Source organism: Arthrobacter sp. StoSoilB13 (assembly GCF_019977255.1).
Lineage (GTDB): Bacteria > Actinomycetota > Actinomycetes > Actinomycetales > Micrococcaceae > Arthrobacter.
In genome coordinates, this window is the sequence record NZ_AP024647.1 from 2431090 (window position 1) to 2449117 (window position 18028).

The following is an 18028-nucleotide window of genomic DNA, read 5'->3' on the forward strand; positions in this document are numbered from 1 at the left end:
CCCCTGGGGACTTGTGTGTTGCTGATCCAGAAAGCCGGAGGCTGAGATGAGCTGCTCTGTGCCGAAACTACAAACCGCGATCCCAGGAGTTGTTGTGCCATGACTGCCATCACCATGACGTTGAGCTCCCCGGATGTCGTCCTTAAAGATGGGAAGGGTTCGCTGACAGCGTCCGTCACCAACGGCTCCACCACTTCCGAGCGTGTGGTGCTCGGCGCCTTCCCCGGGCAGGTGACCAATCCGCCGTCGAAAACGTACACCACGATCCCCAACCCGTTGCGGACCATCGCCGCGGGGGCCACCGAACAATACGTGGTCAATTTCGACACCGCGGGGGCATCCGAGGGGAGCTACCCGGTGAAGCTGATCGCCTACTCCGCCGACGACGCACCCGAGGACTACGCGGACCAGGCGCATGTGGTCACACTGACTGTCCCGGCCGCCGAGAAACCGAAGCCGGCGCCGGGATTCCCCTGGTTGTGGTTGATCATCGGGGGTGTGGTGCTGCTGGCCGTTATCGGCGTGATCCTGTACTTCATGTTCAAGGACGCCAACGTTCCGGACGTAAAAGCCAAGCCGCAAGCTGAGGCGGTCAAGATCGTGACGGACGCCGGCTTCAAAGCAGCCACGAGCGAGATCGAAAGCGCCTCGCCCGAAGGTACGGTAGTCAACCAGAGCCCCGCCGGCGGCGAGAAAGTGGGCCGCGGGAGCACGGTCAACCTGGAAATTGCGGTGCCCGTGAAGGCCACCGTGCCCAGTGTCCTGGGATCACGGATCGAAACAGCCCGCAACGCCTTCCAGGCAGCACAACTGCAATTGGACTTCACCCAGGGTTCCGCCTGCCAAAGCTCGCCTCCCCTCTCCCTGACGCGGTGCGTAGTGGTGGGGGTCAATCCCGACGTCGGCACTAAAGTCAACGTCAACGCACTCGTTTTGGTGCGGACTGAATTGAGGTCCAGCATCATCCTTGATCCCGTAAACATTTGTCTCAGCAACCCCCAACTTTGCGAGGTAAGGCTGAACCCGTGACTATTTCGGGACGGGTTTGCCTTGCCCGGGAGCTGACATGAAAAGATCAACCATGCGTCCGATGCAGCACTCCAGCAAACTCCAGAATGTCCGCTACGAACTCCGTGGTCCCATCCTCCAGGCCGCCAAGGCCATGGAAGCCGAGGGACACCGCATCCTCAAAATGAACCTTGGGGACACGGCACCGTTCGGGTTGGAGGCGCCGGAGTCAGTGGTGGTGGACATGATCCACCACATCCGCGGGGCCCAGGGCTACAGCGATTCCAAGGGCATCTTCTCCGCCCGGACCGCGATCTCGCAGTACTACCAGACGCGCGGACTGATGACGATCGGCGTCGAGGATGTCTTCATCGGCAACGGCGTCAGCGAACTCATTTCCATGACCCTGCAGGCGTTCATGGAAAACGGCGACGAGATCCTCATCCCGGCACCCGACTACCCGCTCTGGACCGCGGCCGTGACACTCACGGGCGGCAAAGCCGTGCACTACCTTTGCGATGAGGACGAGAACTGGTGGCCGGACATGGCCGACGTCGAATCAAAGATCACGGCGCGCACACGGGGCATCGTGATCATCAACCCGAACAATCCCACAGGGGCCGTGTACCCCAGGCACATCCTTGAGCAATTCGCGGCGCTCGCAAGGAAGCATGATCTCGTCCTCTTTTCCGATGAGATCTACGAGAAGATCCGCTACGTCGACGCCCCGCACATTCATACCGCCGCGGTAGCGGACGACATCCCGGTTCTGACGTTCAGCGGACTTTCCAAGGCCTACCGCATGCCCGGATACCGTGCAGGTTGGGTTGCCGTGACGGGACCATTGACCGCAACGGCTGCCTATCGCGAATCCCTGGAATTGCTCGCCTCGCTGAGGTTGTGCTCCAACGTTCCCGCCCAGCACGCCATCCAAACCTGCCTGGGTGGATACCAAAGCATCGAGGCACTCATTCGTCCCGGCGGCCGCCTGCGTGAGCAACGGGACCTGGCGTGGAAGTTGTTGACCGCGATCCCGGGCGTTTCGTGCGTCCCCGCCGCGGGCGCAATGTACCTGTTCCCCCGGCTGGACCCGGAGATCTACCCGATCGAGAGCGACGAGAAGTTCGTCCTCCAACTCCTGCAGGAACAGAAGATCCTCGTCTCGCACGGAACGGCCTTCAACTGGCCAACCCCGGACCACTTCCGCTTCGTGATCCTGCCGACCGTGGAGGACATCGAGGAAGCCGTGCGCAGGATCGAGCACTTCCTGGCGGCGTACCGGAACCGCCCGGCAGATTAACCCAACTAGGTCGCATTTGTGCGCGTTTTGACGCCTCAAAACGCGCACAAATGCGACCCAGTTGGGGTGCCAGGCGGTTAGCGCGCCGGGTCCACCATCGTCATGCCTGCGGGGCTGGCCTTATCGAAGCCGGGCAATAGGAGCGCTGCTTCTTCCAAGAATGTGCCGCAGTGTTCCTGGCGATAAAGCTTAGGGCGCGGAATCCACCACGGAGGTCCTCAGCGAGGTCCACGTCGTGACCGTCCCTGCCGGATATCCGGGATAGTCCTTGAGCAGTACGGATTGTTCCCCGATGACCACACCCGAGGCGGGATCAATGACGATGTTCGACCCCGTCACTCCATCTGATGATGCGATACCGATGGCGATGCCTGTGCGGCCGTCGATCATTGCGTGCCTGTCAGTCACCGTGACGCCGGGGATAAGAGCAGCTGCTTGATAGAGCGCGGCACGCAGGTCGGCCGGAACGACTCCGGTCCGCAGACCATCCGCGATCGTCACGAAGGCTTCGCTGTCGGCGGACTTGCCGGCGCCTTTGGTTCGTTCGTAGATGAGGTCCAGCAGAGCACGGGGATCCCTAGGCAGACTCGCGGCCTCTTTCAACGGCGTACCGATGATGACCGTTGGCTCGTTTCCGTAGAAGGCACCTCCCGGAGCGCGCAGAATCCCGACGAGCGCAGGTTGGCCTTCGGGCCGGGTTTCCTGGGCCTTCCGGAGTTCGGCTGCCAGAGCCTTGGCCTCTTCACTCGCTGAGTCCAGGATCATGCGCGGTAGCCGGTTCCAGACCCATTCGCCGGCCCTGTCGGCTGGCACGTACATCTGGCTGTTTGTGGTTTCCTGCCAGTTCACCTCGCTTCCATCTGAAGCCTGGCCGCCCGATCCAACGAGCGACTTCATGTCGATTTTTAGGTATTGGCCGGGTCCCACTACGGGGTCTGACGTTCGGATAGTTGCAGCGGCAGCGTTATTCAGCACCTCGGCCGCCTCCGCCGTGGCTCCCGGACCTCCGGGTCTGACGACATCGGCAACGACGATGCCACCTACCAGCAAGGCGGCCGCTGCAGAGGCAAACAGGACGCGTCGCCGAAACCGGATGGGCGTAACGGTGGGTTTCGGTTGAGTTGCCGGCTTGGGGGAAGCTTGTACTTTTGCCATGACTTTTTCCCTGCCGCGGGCCAACGTGGCAGGTGGTGCTGAGCCGACGTCGCTACGCATTTCGCGGAGCAGCTTCAGGTCGTCCATGGTGGTTCTCCGTTTCGGTAGGTCTTTCGAGGCTGAACTGGGTTCGAAGTGTTTGCCGCGCACGGTTCAATCGGGACCGAACAGTTCCCAGCGGAACACCCATGGCCTGGGCTATACCTTCGTACGTCAGATCAGCCCATGCGTAAAGCAACAGCGTTTCCCTGTCGATCGCAGCCATGTCCCTGAGGGCTACAGCAATTCGTCCCGTCGCGACCTTGGCATCGACCTCAGCAGCGATCCGGTCGGAGTCATCGGCTATGGCCTCACGTGAAGCAGTTTTTGCCGCTGTCCTGAGGACACTGGCTTCCGCACGGTGATGCTGTCGAAGCAAATTGGTAGCGATTCCGAACAGCCATGGCCGGGCATCGTCCCGGCTCGTGTCGTAGCTTTCCAGACGCTCCCAAGCGACCAGGAACGTTTCCGAGGTGACGTCGTCCGCAGCGAATTCCCCGGCCCTTCTGGCCGCATACCTGTAAATGGCTGAGGCATGCCGATCGTACAGCTCCCCGAAAACTGCGGGGCTGTCCCGGGACCGCCTGATGATGTCGCTGTCTGTGCTCACACTATGTATTGACCGCTGGGCGGGAAAGAGTTCACGCAGCTGCCCTTCTTCCTCCCTTGGACCTCGACCACAGACTATCCGTGACTTTCTGATCTCATCCGGACCAAAGCTGTCACACTTCCGTCGCCCCTTACGACATCCCTGATGTAAGGCACCACCACGGAAGGGAAACAGCATGACCCGCATCAATATCGGCCACAGCAACAAACTCGGCTACGCCGCTGTCATCGGGCTGGAGGGCTACGCCCGGAAGTCGGTTGATCCCGACTTGTACGAACTCATCAAGCTCCGCGCCTCCATCCTCAACGGCTGCGGTTTCTGCGTGGACATGCATTCCACTGACGGTCGGAAGCGCGGGATTCCTGCCCGCAAGTTGCATGCCGTGGCGGCGTGGCAGCATTCGAAGGTGTTCTTCGACGCCCGGGAACAGGCCGTGCTGGCCTTGACCGACGCCGTCACGCAGCTGGGTCCGGATACCGTCACCGACGAGATCTGGAATGCAGCAGCAACCCATTTCGACGACAGCCAGATGGGCGGTTTGATCCTGGCCATCTCCACGATCAATGTGTGGAACAGGATTGCCGTGAGCACGCAAATGGAGCCGCCGGTAGATGAGAAGAACCCGATCGTCTGAGGGGTAGCGTGGAGGGCATGAGTCTTGCGGTGTCGGCCACGGCCGCGTGGCAGAGCGAACGGAATCGTTTGCTGGGAATCGCCTACCGGATGTTGGGTGATTTCGGCCATGCGGAGGACGTCGTCTCCGAGGTTGCCATCGATGCCGTTCGGCAGGAACGCAAGGCCGATGGCCACCGCGTGGAATCCTGGCCCGCGTGGCTGACAACGGTGTGCGTGCGGCGCTCCGTTGACCGGGTCCGCCAACTCGCCGCTGCGCGCGAGGATTACACCGGGCCTTGGTTGCCGGAGCCGGTGGACACCTCCAGGCTTCCGGAGGAAACCGTGGCCAACCGCGAGCTCCTGTCCTTGACCTTGCTTCACCTGGCTGAGCAGCTGGCGCCGGAGGCGAGAGCCGCACTGGTGCTCCACCGCGCTTTTGGGATGTCCGCGCCGGAAATCGCGGACATCCTGGAAAAGACTCCCACTGCCGTCCGCCAAATGATCTCCAGGGCCGAGCGCCGCTTGGACATCGACCCGGATGCTCCCGCTCCGAGGACCAAGGATCGCGCAGCCTTGGAGAAACTTGTACGAGCCATCGAGCAGGGTGAGATTGACACGGTAGTGGCGATGCTCGACCGGGATGCAGTGCTCTGGGCCGACGGCGGCGGCAAGGTCAAGAGCGCAATGAACCCGGTGTTCGGGGCGGAGCGGATCGGGCGGTTCTTCGCGGGCATCCTCAGCAAAGCGGTGGTTTTCGATCCCGTACAGCCCGTCACTGCCGAGCTCATCGCTGTGAACGGGGAACCAGCGCTGGTACTCCGGCACTCGGGCCGCGCCGACGTCTTGGTGCTCGACGGCGGCCCTGACGGCACCATCCGCGGGTTGCGGCAGATCTCGAATCCGGACAAGCTGACGCGGGTTTCGCTGTGAGTTGGCTCGAAGTGGCAGGATTCCCGCGAAGTCACCGGACTGGTGGCAAGGCTAGTCCCCCGCCGAACCGCTCACGCGCAGGGCGTTGATGATGGCGGGAATCGAGGCAATCAGCATGATCAGCGCCCACACCAGCGCCACCACCACAGTGATCAGCGCCCAGAACTGATCTCCAATGGACACGAGCGGACCGGGCAGGAACCCATGGATCAGCCCCAGGATCAGCTGTAGCAGCACGGACACCACCAGCAGCACCACGAGTCCCGTGACCTTGAGGAAGTTGGGCTGGCTGAGAATCAGCAACACTGCGAACACGATTTTCAGGACCAGCAATAGCCCCAGAATCGCCGCTGCCTGCCCGGTAGGAAAGCTCCCCCACAGGGCAAGGTAGGCAATGGTTCCAAACGGGGTGGCCACGAACAACCCGATCATCAGGAACAGCTTCGCCAAAGCCAACATTGCGGTGAGGAACGCCGCGATAACCCAAAGCAGCGTCACGATGAACGTCGTGAGCCCCTGGATCCGGCCATAGGTTCGAAGATCGATGATCAGGCTAAGCCCCAGCATCACCACTGTGAACAGCAGCAAGCCATCCAGGAATGCGAGGAATCCAATGCCCGCGCCTGGCGGTTCGGCATCGGCCCGCTGCGTCTTGAGGAAGACATCCAGCGGAACGCCCAGGTTGTTGGCGTCGCTTGCCGAGACGGGATCGACGGCGGTCTGCCCCAGCAGGAGCGACATCCCCACCTCGGCCAGGACTACCAGGGCAAAGACAACAACGGCGGCAATGAAGAAGGGGCGGCGCAGGGCATCAGGGTCAGGCCCGCTGCGGAACCCCTCACGAATTGACCACGCTGCGGCCATGGCTCAATTGTGGCACCGGGGGTTTCAAATACAAGCGCCCCACCAACAATGCCGCGGCACCCAGCACGGCGGGTACCAGCAGCGCCCAGCCGCTGAAGAGCAGGACCACAAGCATCACGACGGCGGCCACGATCACGCCGTACCAGGCCGCGGTTCCACGGGGCAACAGGAGCACGCCTGCAGCCAGCCCGAACGCGGTGACGGCCGTGAAGCACGCCGACGCGGCGCCGATCTGGAACTCCATGCTGAGGAGCCGCACAGCGGCCATGGCAAAGGAAAGCGACGTCATAACAGCCAGCACGCCGAGGCTCACAGAGGGCACCTCGCCGGCAGCCACGCCACGTGCCAAAGGCCGCGGCAGCACGCCGTCGGACGCCAACCTGGCGCCCAGCTTGCTGGCCCCGGCGACGAACGTATTAAGTGGTCCGAACGTCAACACGGCAGCGGCAACAGCCGTCACCGGAGCCGCCGCCGGTCCCAGTCCTTTCGCGAGCAGTTCGGCCACCGGCACGCTGCTGCCAGCGAGTCCGGGACCGAGGACGGCGACACAGGCTGCCACCAAACCGATGTAGACAACACCCACGACGACGAGCGTCAGCCAGGTGGCCCGCTTCAAGTCGCGCTCGGGGTTGCGGAATTCGCCGGCCAGATGCGTCACGGCTTCCCACCCGGCGAAGCAGAAGAACAGCAGGCTCGCTGCGCCGCCCACGGCCCAGTAGCCGTTCGGGGCGAAGGGAACGAAGTTCTCTGCCTTGGCGTAGGGCGCGGCCACGGCGACGGCGAGCGCGAGCAACGCCACGAGCAAGACCATGAAGAAGAGTTGCAGTTTGCTGGAGACCCGGATCCCCACCGCGTTGCTCAGGAAACCTGCCGCCAGGATGAACCCGGCCGCGATCAGGGCCGTCTCCCGCCCGCCGCCCATGGCATGCGCGATGTATTCCCCGCCGATCACCGCGGTGGCGGGCGCCCCGAACGGGATGGCGAAGTAGAAGAGGTAGCCGGCCACAACTGAGGCCCGCTGCCCGAAAGCGCGGGTCACGAACGTGGCGATCCCACCGGCGTCGGGCTGTTGCCTGGACATTTCCGCGAAGCTGAACGCCACGGGTGTGCAGAACACCAGCAGCAACGCCCACGCCAATAACGACGCCGGTCCTGCAACCTGGGCGGCGATAGCTGGCAGAACCAGCACACCGGACCCCAGAATGGCACCTACATAGATCCCCGTCGCCCTGAACAAGCCAAGGCCTGGATTACCCGAATTACTGACAGCTCTACTCACCTCTCTACTGAACAGCGTTCGGGCAGGGTGCAACAAGCGGGAAAACTGCCTGCTCGAGGCAATATCCTGCCGAATTCCTGCTGGGCTGCTGCCGAACGCCAAACAGGGTCAGGAAGCAGCGGCCATTTGTACCCGACGCCGGAGCCGCGCTACCAGCGTGGCCGCGAGCAGCGCCGTCGTGATTTCCAGTCCGATCACCAGCAACAGTCCGGTCGCACCGGAAGTATCAAAAGCGTTCGACGTCGGTCCCCCACCATGCGAGTGGCCGGCACCGCCCGCTCCCGACAGGCTGCCCGCTCCCAGCAGCAAGACGGCATGAAGGGCAATCATTGCCACAGCGGAAACCGTCACCTGGTGAAGAGCTCCGACGCGGCTGTGGCGCCAGATGTGAAAGGTGCACGGCACGCACACCGCCGCCAAGGCAATCATGAGGATGCCAAGCCACGCGCCGTGGTGTCCCGAGGCGGCGAGCCACAGGTGGACGGCGCATGACACAGCAGTGAGGGCCGCGCAGATCCTTGGATGGAGGACGGGCCCGGTTGACCGGACCCGTCCCGTCGTCGTGGTCATGTGTCCGAGGATCCGTTTAGTGGCAGTGGCCGTGCTGACCCGAGCCGGACGCATCGCCATGTTCATCCCCAGCGGCGGCGGCAGAGCTGTGGCAGCTCGAACCTGAGGAGTTTGCCGGCACATCCAGCACAGGGCTCCGATCGAAGAAGCCTTCGGGACGCAGTTTGAAGCCAACGGTGTCCACGGGCATGATCGGCCAGTCCTCCACGCGGGGGAAGTGTGTGAGGCCAAAGGTGTGCCATACGACGATGTCCTGGCCGTCTATCTCGCGGTCCTGAGCGACGTAAGCCGGCAAACCTGCTCCGCCGGAGTGCTGGTTCACGAAGTCACCAGTGGGGTATCGTTCGTCGTCGGCATAGCGGGTGACCCAGAGGTCCTTCGTGGCGAATGCGGCGCGCTTGGCGATAGAGGAACCTGGGTCGGCGAGCAGCGTGGGCTGGTTTTCGGCGTGGAGCTTGTAGCCGACGGGTTCGCCCAAACGGTTTCGGGACTCGGGGTTGGAAATGATCCAGGTCCGGCCGCTGCGGGCGTCGGCCTCCCGGACGCCTTCCGACTCGCGGGTGAGCAGCGTCCGCTTGCGGGAGAAGGCGTTGCCGCGCTCATTGCCTTCGCCCATTGACTGGCGGACCACGTCTTCTTCTTCCACGCGGTTGGTGAAGCCGTCAATGGCCATGTCCAGGCGGGCGCTGAAGAGGTGCTGGTGGAACGGGGCACCGAGGCCCGGCGCCAGCTGGGAAATGTTGTCCGAACCGCCTTCCGGGAATGCGCTGGTGAACACGATGCCGGTGGCCTTGGCTTCGAACTCGATGGTTCCATCCAGGTAGAGGTACCAGTAGAAGCCGTAATCGTAGTTGCCGATGGTGGTGAAGAAGGAGATCACCAGCCGACGGTTGCGGCGGGTGTAGTTGATGCCGGTCCAGAGGTCCGAGTGCTTGGAGAGGATGCCCCAGTCTTCTTCGTGCATGCAGATCCCGTTGCGGATTTCGAGGGGGTTGCCGAAGGCATCGCTGATGATGGGGCTGAGGTAGGTGATGTCGCCAAGGCAATCGCAACCTAGTTCCAAGGAGTTGGCGTACTGGCCAACGAGGTATTCGCCGGTGTCGAAGTAGTTTTGCCAGGACCGGATGGGCGAGGGATCGCCGTACGGAACCACCATTTCGGCGATCGAGGCACGGTTGATGATGGGCCTGAGGCGGTCGCCGTCCCGGAAAGCGAGGTTGTGGAGGACAACTCCTTCCCGGACGTCGAAGCCGACGTCCACGCTCCACTTTTCCCACTCCACGTGATTGCCACCTGTGACAGTGAAGCTCGGACCTTCCGGCTGCGTGATGCTGATGGGCTTCTGGGAGGTCCGCAGGGGTCCGGTCAGTTCAGGATCCGTGTAGTTTCCATGCTCGGCCGGGATCGGCATGACGCCGAGATCGATCACCTGGGTGACTTCCTTGTTGACCACGTCCACGTACGCCACCAGCCCGTCCACAGGGTGGGCCCACGCACTGTCCTCCGGGAAGTCCTGCACAAAGGCCAGGCCACGAAGGATGCGGCGGCCGCGTTCCTCGTCGTATTCGAAGACGCCCGCGGACAACGGAGCCACGCGAACCTTTTCCACGTCCAGATCTCGTGCCGCAAGGGCGGCGAGCCAGCGCTCGTCCGTGGCGAGGAGCGTCTCCACGACCTCGAACTCTTCCTCCAGCACGGGGAGTTCGCCGGAGACTTTGGTGTCCAGTTCTGTCGCGGACAGGATCTCACCACGTGTCACCGACACCAGGACGTCGGTAGGAGCCCCGCCGGCGATGTCGTGGATGAACACACGGAAGCGGCGGCCTTCCTTTGCCTGGCTGCGGGACGGATCCACAAGGCCCAGGTAGGCAATCCGCTGCTCGGCGCCGAGGTGTCCGGCGGCCTGCAGGAGGCGCTGCACCTCAGAGATTTCGGCACCTGTGGCCAGGCGGTACTGGGTTTCCTTAACGGCTGCGTCAGTGGCTGTCTGGGTTGCTGTGGGCGTCATGGCTGCCTCTTGTCCGGGACCTATGATGGGTCAGGATTTATTTTCTATAGGTGTAGAGAATAACCAAAACGTAAGATGAGTCACAAGACCTTTCCGCCAAAAAGTTTTCAGGGAGCCCGCTCAGTGCCAAAGATTGTGGACCACGATCAACGACGCCTCGAACTGGTGGACGCAACCTGGCGGATCATTGCAAGGCTGGGCATTGAAGGCGCCACCATGCGCGAAATTGCCGAAGAAGCCGGCTTTGCCAATGGCGCGCTCAAGCCCTACTTTCCGACCAAGGATCTGCTGCTGACGTCAGCTTTCGGGCACGTTTTCAACCGCACCAACCAGCGCATAGCGGCCGTGACCTCGGGTTTGGCCGGCATCGCTGCCCTCCGCGCCTTCTGCGCCGAAGTCCTGCCGCTGGACGAGGAGCGCGTCAACGAAGCCCGCATCGTGATCCCGTTTTGGCAGAAGGCCCTCAACGACGCAGAGATGGCGGCCCTGCACAGCGAGTCCATGAACCAGTGGCACAACACCATCACGGCGCACACGGCAGCAGCCCGCGCGGCCGGCGAGATTGCCGCCCTCATTGGGGACGCCGCCGTCGCCGATCATCTGCTCAACATGATGCTGGGCGCCCAGATCGTGGCAGCCCTCTCCCCCGGCGAGCACTTTGCCCAGGACCTTGAAGGGCAGCTGGACAACTATCTAAGGTTGCTGGCGGGCTAGCTAACTGCTGGTTGCCTAGCTGCTGGCGCCCGACGCCACCACGCCGACGCCCAGTCCCGCGATCACACCGCTGCTGACACGCTCGACGGCGGTACTCACCTTGGGGCGCTTGAGCCAACGCATCGCCTTGAACGCCACCACCGCGATCATCGACAGGTACGCGAAGGCAATGACGGCAACCACGATGCCCAGAATGAGTGAGGTACCCATGGTGTCTCCGCCGTGCGGGATGAACTGCGGCACCACGGCGAGATAGAACAGGCCTACCTTCGGGTTCAGGAGTGTGGAGAGAGCTCCTGCGCCCAGCGCCGCGAGCCGGCTGTACGGGAGGGGCGCGTTGGAACCCTCTCCCTCTGGGCCTGCTTTGGCCGCCCTGGCCGCTTTCCTGGACTTGATGAACGACGAAACGCCCAGATACAGCAAGTACAAGCCGCCCGCGATCTTGACCCAGCGGAACAGTTCCGCCGACTGCTCAAGGATGGCCGCGAGGCCAACGCCCACCAGTGCAGCCCAAACAATCGCCCCCATGGCCGACCCCGCCGCCGCAGCAATTCCAGCACTGGGACGGTTCAACGCAATGCGAAGGACCAGAAAGGTGTCCGGACCCGGAGTTACAGACAAGACCAGGCAGAGACCGGCGAAGGCAGCGAGGGATGCAAGAGTCACCCGCCAAATTATCCGGTACGAAAGGCGCTGCTGGAAAGCGTTCGCTTCCCGTCAAGGGCTGTTCGTGCATAGACAAGGCGACTCCGCGTGACGCCAACCACACTGGAATCATCGCCGCGCGCCTCACTGGCCGCCAAGACTTACTACCCGAGCGGAGTACCAATGGAGACTTACGACGCCTTGCTGGCCTCGATTACCGCAGCCCCCGGCCAGAACAGCCGCACGATTCTTGACCCTGCAACGGGCCAGGCGGTCGGCGATGCCCCCGTCCACACCGTTGAAGATCTTGACGCCGCAGTTGCAGCTGCCGCAGCTGCACAGCCAGCTTGGGCTGCCTTGGGCCACGACGCGCGGTCCGCTGCGCTCATGAAGGCGGGCCGACGCCGTCGAACGCTCCGCAGAAGAGCTCGCCCAACTGCTCTCCCGCGAGCAGGGCAAGCCGCTGAACGGCCCGAACGCCCGCTTCGAAGTCGGCGCGTGCGCCGCGTGGCTGCGCGCAACCGCCGCCACACCGCTGGACCCTGAGACTGTAGTGGACGACGGCGAAACCCGCGCCGAACTGCACTACCGGCCCATCGGCGTCGTGGGAGCGATCGGCCCCTGGAACTGGCCGATGATGATCACTGTCTGGCAAATCGCCCCTGCCCTCCGGATGGGCAACGCCGTGGTGGTCAAACCATCCGAATACACCCCGCTGTCCGTGCTCGCGTTGGCCTCGATCATCAACCAGGAACTGCCCGAAGGCCTGCTCACCGTGGTCTCCGGAGGACGCGACGTCGGCGAAGCGCTGGCCGCGCACGAGGCGATCGGCAAGGTCATGTTCACCGGTTCCACCGCTACAGGCAAGGCGATCATCCGTTCGTCGGCTGACACCGTCAAGCGCCTCACCCTGGAACTCGGCGGCAACGACGCAGGCATCGTCCTGCCCGACGCGGACCCCAAAGCCATCGCTGAGGGGCTGTTCTGGGGCGCTTTCATCAACACCGGCCAGACCTGCGCCGCCCTGAAGCGCCTGTACGTCCACGACTCGCTGTACGAGGCAGTGTGCACTGAACTGGCCGCAGTTGCCGCCGCGATGCCGATGGGCAACGGGCTCGATGAGAACAACGTCCTCGGCCCGCTGCAGAACCGCCAGCAGTACGACATCGTGGCCAGGCTGGTGGAGGCTGCCCGCGACTCCGGTGCACGTATCCTGCTCGGCGGCAACCCCGACGCCGATCAGCCCGGCAACTTCTACCCCACCACGCTGGTTGCCGACATCGACAACGACAACCCGCTCGTCGCCGAGGAACAGTTCGGCCCGGCCCTGCCGATCATCCGGTACAGCACCGTTGACGAGGCAGTCGCCAAAGCCAACGCCCTCGACGTCGGCCTCGGCGCCTCCGTGTGGTCCTCCGACGTGGCTGCGGCCCGCGAGGTCGCCTCCCGCATCCAGGCCGGCACCGTGTGGATCAACAAGCACGGCGCAGTGGACCCACGCATCCCCTTCGGTGGCGCCAAGCAGTCCGGCTACGGCCTGGAGTTCGGCGCTGAAGGCCTCAAGGCACTGGGCGTACCGCAGATCATCAACGGCTGAGTTCCCGCTTCCCTGACCCAACTGAGTCGCAGTTGAGCGCGTTTTGACCCCTCAAAACGCGCACTGCTGCGACTCAGTTGGGTTGCCGGTCACAGGGTGGACCCGGTTGGGTTGCTGGGGGATCCGCGTGAAACCATGAGCACCATGTCCCAGAAGATTGCGTATCAAGGTGAGCCGGGAGCCAACTCGGATCTCGCGTGCAAGGAAATGTTCCCCGACCTCGAAAGCGTGCCCTGCGCAAGCTTTGAAGACGCCTTTGAACTGGTGTCCACCGGTGAAGTGGACCTCGCCATGATCCCGATCGAGAACTCCATCGCCGGACGTGTGGCTGACATTCACGCACTGCTCCCCCAGTCCAAGCTGCAAATCGTGGGCGAGTATTTCCTGCCCATCCGGTTTGACCTCTTGGGCATTCCGGGCAGCACCATTGAAGGCGCAACAGAGGTTCACAGCCATATCCATGCTTTGGGCCAATGCCGCAAGATCATCCGGGAAGCCGGCCTCAAGCCGGTTATCGCCGGAGACACGGCAGGATCAGCGAGGGAAGTGCGCGATTGGAACGATCCCCGCAAGCTTTCCCTCGCTCCTCCACTGGCCGCGGGCTTGTATGGTCTGGAGGTGCTGGCCTCAGGCGTCGAGGATGACCCCACCAACACCACGCGCTTTGTGGTTCTGGCCCGGGAACGCGAAATCCCCACCAAGGAGGAGCTTCCGGGTCCCGCGATCACGAGCTTCGTGTTCCGTGTTCGCAACGTCCCCTCAGCGCTCTACAAAGCGCTGGGTGGTTTTGCGACCAACGGCCTGAACATGACCAGGCTCGAGAGTTACATGGTCGGTAACGAGTTCGCGGCCACCATGTTCCTCTCCGACGTCGAAGGGCACCCTGCGGACGCGCGTCTCCGCCGGGCGTTGGAGGAGCTGGAATTCTTCACCACGGAGGTGCGGATCCTGGGCGTCTATGCCGCCGATGGCTATCGGCAACGGAACACCGTCAACGCCTAGCGGCTAAACCCCCGAACGGCCGTGCGCGAGCCCGGTCGGGAAGCCGACGAAAGCTGGTTCCGGTGAAGCGCAGCAGCCCGACTCCGCTTTTTCGTTGATGACCGTCGAGGGAACATCGCAGCTGGTCCCGGCGTCCGTAGAGCAGACTCCCGTTTCCGGCAATTCCAGCTGCACCAAATCCGCTGCCTCGTGGTCACCGGCCAGTGCAGCAGCGACTGAGCGGACCTGCTCATAGCCCGTGGCCAGCAGGAAGGTCGGAGCACGGCCATAGGACTTCATTCCCACGATGTAGAAGTCTTTCTCTGGATGTGCCAGCAGCTTGGCACCATGTGGAGGGACAGTGCCGCAGGAGTGGAATTCGGGGTCAATCAGTGGACCGAGCTCCGTGGGTGCCTCAACGGCAGGATCGAGGTTGAGACGGAGTTCGCGCAGGATCTCCAGGTCCGGGCGGAAGCCGGTGCACGGAACGATGACATCGACATCCAGCGTGCGTCCGTCAACGGATTCAACGCTCAGCCCGGAATCGAGCGATTTCAGGCCAGCTATGCCGAAACGTGTGTGCAGTTCTATGCTTCCCGCTTCGACGAGCCGACGAAGCCTGGCGCCGAGCTGGCCCCGCGCGGGCAATCCGTCCGCGGCTCCGCCACCGTAGACCTTCTCCGCAGAGCCGCCTCGCACGGCCCACAGGATCCGCGTGTTGGGTTCGTCCTTGGAGAGGTCGGCCAAATTGATCAGGGTGTTCGCAGCCGAGTGTCCAGCGCCCACGACGAGGACGCGACGGCCGGCAAAGCTGGTCCGGTCCCGCCCTGTGACATCAGGAAGGGGCGAGGATATGCGGTCCGCCGCTGTCTCTTCGCCAACGGCGGGCAAGCCTGAGGTGCCCAGTGGGTTGCGGGTTGACCACGTTCCCGAGGCATCGATGACGGCAGCCACAACATGATCACGGGTTTCGCCGTCCGCGTGCTCCACCCTGACCAGGAAAGGGGTGGTGTCCCGGTCACGGACGTGGGTCTTGTCCAGTCCCAGACGGGTAACGGCGACAACGCGGGCGCCCGTCTGCAAGCGGGACGCCATGACCGGCATGGCTGCCAGCGGAGTGAGGTAGTTGTCGATGAGCTCCCCGCCGTAAGGCAGGGCCGTGGGGCGGGGAGATTCCCAGCCTGATTGTTCCAGGAGGCGGACGGCGGCGGCATCGATGTTGAAACGCCAGGGCGAGAAGAGCCGGATGTGGCGCCATTGTTCGATGGCCGCACCGGCGGAGGGTCCAGCTTCAAAGATGACCGGTTCGAGGCCACGTTCGATCAAGTGCGCTGCTGCGGCCAATCCGACCGGGCCGGCACCGATTATCGCGACGGGAAGGTTCTTCGCTGTCTCCATGGTGTCCTCTTTCATCCTTGGGATCCTCAGGCGTGGGTGGGTTCTTCCACCAGTGCCGTGGCTATGCTGTCTGCGTCCTCAAGTGCCGCCAGAAATCGTTCAGCATCCAGCGCTGCAGCGCACCCCGTGCCGGCGGCGGTGATCGCCTGGCGGTACCGGTGATCCACGGCATCGCCACATGCGAAGACCCCGGAGAGATTGGTGCAGGTGGTGGGCGAATCGACTTTGATGTAACCCTCGGCGTCGAGGTCCACCTGCCCGGCGACAAGCTCGGTGCGGGGCAAATGACCAATGGCAACGAAGATCCCTGTTGCAGCCTGTTCGCGGGTTTCTCCAGTGCGGGTATCCGTCAGAGTCACTCCGGTAACTTTGGTATCGCCGTGGATCCTGGTGACGGCGGAGTTCCAGGCGAAGCTGATCTTGGGATTGTCCTTGGCCCGCTGGGCCATGATGCGCGAGGCACGGAGTTCACCCTTGCGGACCACAACAGTCACGGACTTGCCGAAGCGTGTCAGGAAGGTTGCTTCTTCCATGGCAGAGTCTCCACCGCCAACCACAATGATGTCCTGTTCCCGAAAGAAGAAACCATCGCATGTGGCGCACCAGGACACGCCGTGTCCGCTGAGCTTTTTCTCTTCCGGCAGTCCGAGTTCCTTATAGGGCCGAACCAGTAGCGAGGATGACGGCGGGCGCTTCATGCGTCTCCCCCGCGCCGGTGACCACTCGTTTGAGGTGAGCTTTCAGATCGACTTCCGTGACGTCGTCGAACACTATGCGGGCGCCGAACTTCTCGGCCTGTTCCTGGAGTCCGTCCATCAACTCGGGGCCCTGGATACCGCCCGGGAAGCCGGGGAAGTTTTCGACCTCGGTGGTGTTCATCAAAGCGCCACCCGCAGTAACCGAGCCTGCCAGGACGAGGGGCTTAAGCCCTGCCCGGGCCGCATAGATGGCCGCGGTGTAGCCCGCCGGGCCCGAGCCGATGATAATCAGTTGTTCGGCGCTGATGTCATTACTCACGGGAATCTCTCCTATGCCGGAAGCCGGATTACTTGGACGCAGGGATGAGGGAATCGATCAGGCCCTCGATGCGGGTCTTAATTTCATCCCGAATAGGACGTACCGCGTCAACACCCTGGCCAGCTGGATCTTCCAGGACCCAGTCTTCATACCGCTTGCCGGGGAAGTATGGGCATTCGTCACCACAGCCCATGGTGATGACGACGTCGGATTCCTTGACGGCGTCGGTGGTGAGTACCTTCGGGATTTCGGCGGACATGTCGATGCCCAGTTCGGCCATGGCCTCGACGGCGGCGGGGTTGACCTTGTCGGCCGGCTGGGAACCGGCGGAGCGGACCTCGATCTCCCCCTTGGCGAGAGTGCTTAGGAACGCGGCCGCCATCTGGGATCGGCCGGCATTGTGGACGCAGACAAAGAGGACGGAGGGCTTCTTGGCGGTTTCGGTGCTCACGGGTTTTCTCCTGGAAGTGTTGTGCGAACGAGTGTGTGGTGTGGAGACATGCGCCCTAACCGTAAAGCTCTGAAAAACCGTATCGATCCATGGATATTGATGAAGATCGATACATAGAAGTATCGGGCGGTATATCGATGATTGTCAATATTTGATTTTGAGCCCCACGTTTCTAAGCGGCAACGACGCGCGCAGCGAGCTCAGTGACGCGGTGGGCAATATCCTCGAAGGCTGCATCGAAGGCCGCCGGAGTATCCAGCCGCAAGGGATCGGCAACAGACCAGTGGATCCCACCGAGGCCGACCAACTCCTCATGGGCGTTGTCGCAGACGGTCACGATGAAGTCGGCTTCATCCGCTACTTCGTCAAGAGCGCGGGGAGCGACGTCGGGCAGATCCAGGCCATGTCGCCGGGCCGCCTCGACAGCCCCCACGGCGATACTGTCCGCGGGGTGCGTTCCAGCCGAGACCGAAGGTATCGCGCTGGCCTGCCGCCAAAGGGCAGAGGCCAGTTGGGAGCGGGCACTGTTGCGCGTGCAGACGAACAAGACGCGACGTGCGTCGTGGGCGATGCCGGGCACAAGACCCTCGAAAGCGTCGCTGGCAAGACGGAAGTAGCTGCGGCGCCTGTCCGCCTCCGAGCGGTGGCGCTTTGCCAAGCCTGCTTCCTCGAGGGTGCGCAGGTGGTGGGAGAGCAGGTTGGACGGCATGCCCAATTCAGCCTGCAATTCTGTTGGCGAAAAGTCCCCGAGGGTTAGCAGGTCAACTATGCGCAGGCGCGCTGGATCAGCGAGGGCGGCATGCCTTGCGACCCTTGCCTGAAAGACCCCAACTGCTTCAATATTCAT

General features: G+C 63.1%; 16 protein-coding genes and 2 pseudogenes. 7 read left to right on the plus strand and 11 right to left on the minus strand.

From position 1 onward, the window contains the following. Positions 1-99 precede the first annotated feature (99 nt). A complete protein-coding gene (locus tag LDP01_RS11415) occupies positions 100-1029 on the plus strand; it encodes a PASTA domain-containing protein (RefSeq protein WP_224089220.1) in 930 nt (309 codons plus the stop codon). A 52-nt stretch (positions 1030-1081) separates the two neighbouring features. Continuing rightward, positions 1082-2308 carry a pyridoxal phosphate-dependent aminotransferase gene (locus LDP01_RS11420; protein ID WP_224091171.1) on the plus strand — a complete coding sequence of 409 codons (1227 nt, stop codon included), beginning with the start codon at positions 1082-1084 and terminating at the stop codon, positions 2306-2308. 189 nt (positions 2309-2497) lie between these two features. Here the strand turns inward: LDP01_RS11420 and LDP01_RS11425 are convergent, their stop codons facing one another. Both LDP01_RS11425 and LDP01_RS11430 read right to left on the minus strand, forming a co-directional pair. Continuing rightward, positions 2498-3550 (minus strand): CU044_5270 family protein, encoded by a 1053-nt coding sequence (locus LDP01_RS11425; protein WP_224089221.1) that lies wholly within the window; start codon positions 3548-3550, stop codon positions 2498-2500. Next, positions 3516-4112: an RNA polymerase sigma factor gene (locus tag LDP01_RS11430; RefSeq protein ID WP_224089222.1), complete on the minus strand. Its 597-nt coding sequence runs from the start codon at positions 4110-4112 to the stop codon at positions 3516-3518. Before LDP01_RS11430 ends, LDP01_RS11425 begins: the two co-directional genes overlap by 35 nt. Before the next feature lie 175 nt (positions 4113-4287). Between LDP01_RS11430 and LDP01_RS11435 the strand changes: the two genes are divergently transcribed. Next, a complete protein-coding gene (locus LDP01_RS11435; RefSeq protein WP_224089223.1) occupies positions 4288-4746 on the plus strand; it encodes a carboxymuconolactone decarboxylase family protein in 459 nt (152 codons plus the stop codon). A 17-nt stretch (positions 4747-4763) separates the two neighbouring features. After that, positions 4764-5657: a sigma-70 family RNA polymerase sigma factor gene (locus tag LDP01_RS11440; protein ID WP_224089225.1), complete on the plus strand. Its 894-nt coding sequence runs from the start codon at positions 4764-4766 to the stop codon at positions 5655-5657. A 51-nt stretch (positions 5658-5708) separates the two neighbouring features. On the opposite strand, the gene LDP01_RS11445 is transcribed toward LDP01_RS11440, so the two are convergent. From LDP01_RS11445 to LDP01_RS11460, 4 genes are all read right to left on the minus strand, one after another. Further along, on the minus strand, positions 5709-6521 hold the full coding sequence (locus tag LDP01_RS11445) for a hypothetical protein (protein ID WP_224089228.1): 813 nt from the start codon (positions 6519-6521) through the stop codon (positions 5709-5711). Continuing rightward, complete coding sequence (locus tag LDP01_RS11450) at positions 6496-7800, minus strand: APC family permease (RefSeq protein ID WP_224089231.1); 1305 nt, start codon at positions 7798-7800, stop codon at positions 6496-6498. Before LDP01_RS11450 ends, LDP01_RS11445 begins: the two co-directional genes overlap by 26 nt. 108 nt (positions 7801-7908) lie before the next feature. Next, a complete protein-coding gene (locus LDP01_RS11455) occupies positions 7909-8370 on the minus strand; it encodes a hypothetical protein (RefSeq protein WP_224089235.1) in 462 nt (153 codons plus the stop codon). Between the two features lie 16 nt (positions 8371-8386). Further along, a complete protein-coding gene (locus tag LDP01_RS11460) occupies positions 8387-10378 on the minus strand; it encodes a primary-amine oxidase (RefSeq protein WP_224089238.1) in 1992 nt (663 codons plus the stop codon). 123 nt (positions 10379-10501) lie between these two features. Here LDP01_RS11460 and LDP01_RS11465 point away from each other — a divergent pair, with 123 nt between their 5' ends. Beyond that, on the plus strand, positions 10502-11092 hold the full coding sequence (locus tag LDP01_RS11465; RefSeq protein WP_224089241.1) for a TetR/AcrR family transcriptional regulator: 591 nt from the start codon (positions 10502-10504) through the stop codon (positions 11090-11092). A gap of 15 nt (positions 11093-11107) precedes the next feature. On the opposite strand, the gene LDP01_RS11470 is transcribed toward LDP01_RS11465, so the two are convergent. Next, positions 11108-11758 (minus strand): LysE family translocator, encoded by a 651-nt coding sequence (locus LDP01_RS11470; RefSeq protein ID WP_224089244.1) that lies wholly within the window; start codon positions 11756-11758, stop codon positions 11108-11110. A 162-nt stretch (positions 11759-11920) separates the two neighbouring features. Between LDP01_RS11470 and LDP01_RS11475 the strand changes: the two are divergent. Both LDP01_RS11475 and LDP01_RS11480 read left to right on the plus strand, forming a co-directional pair. Beyond that, a pseudogene (locus LDP01_RS11475) lies at positions 11921-13334 on the plus strand (aldehyde dehydrogenase family protein). Between the two features lie 144 nt (positions 13335-13478). Then, a complete protein-coding gene (locus LDP01_RS11480) occupies positions 13479-14336 on the plus strand; it encodes a prephenate dehydratase (protein WP_224089247.1) in 858 nt (285 codons plus the stop codon). A gap of 3 nt (positions 14337-14339) precedes the next feature. Here LDP01_RS11480 and LDP01_RS11485 read toward each other — a convergent pair whose 3' ends face one another. The 4 genes and pseudogenes from LDP01_RS11485 to LDP01_RS11500 form a co-directional block, all read right to left on the minus strand. Then, on the minus strand, positions 14340-15713 hold the full coding sequence (locus tag LDP01_RS11485) for an FAD-dependent oxidoreductase (protein ID WP_224091172.1): 1374 nt from the start codon (positions 15711-15713) through the stop codon (positions 14340-14342). A gap of 26 nt (positions 15714-15739) precedes the next feature. Next, a pseudogene (trxB, locus tag LDP01_RS11490) lies at positions 15740-16718 on the minus strand (thioredoxin-disulfide reductase). Between the two features lie 40 nt (positions 16719-16758). Then, a complete protein-coding gene (locus tag LDP01_RS11495; RefSeq protein WP_224089250.1) occupies positions 16759-17181 on the minus strand; it encodes an arsenate reductase ArsC in 423 nt (140 codons plus the stop codon). 172 nt (positions 17182-17353) lie between these two features. Continuing rightward, a complete protein-coding gene (locus LDP01_RS11500; protein WP_224089252.1) occupies positions 17354-18028 on the minus strand; it encodes a metalloregulator ArsR/SmtB family transcription factor in 675 nt (224 codons plus the stop codon).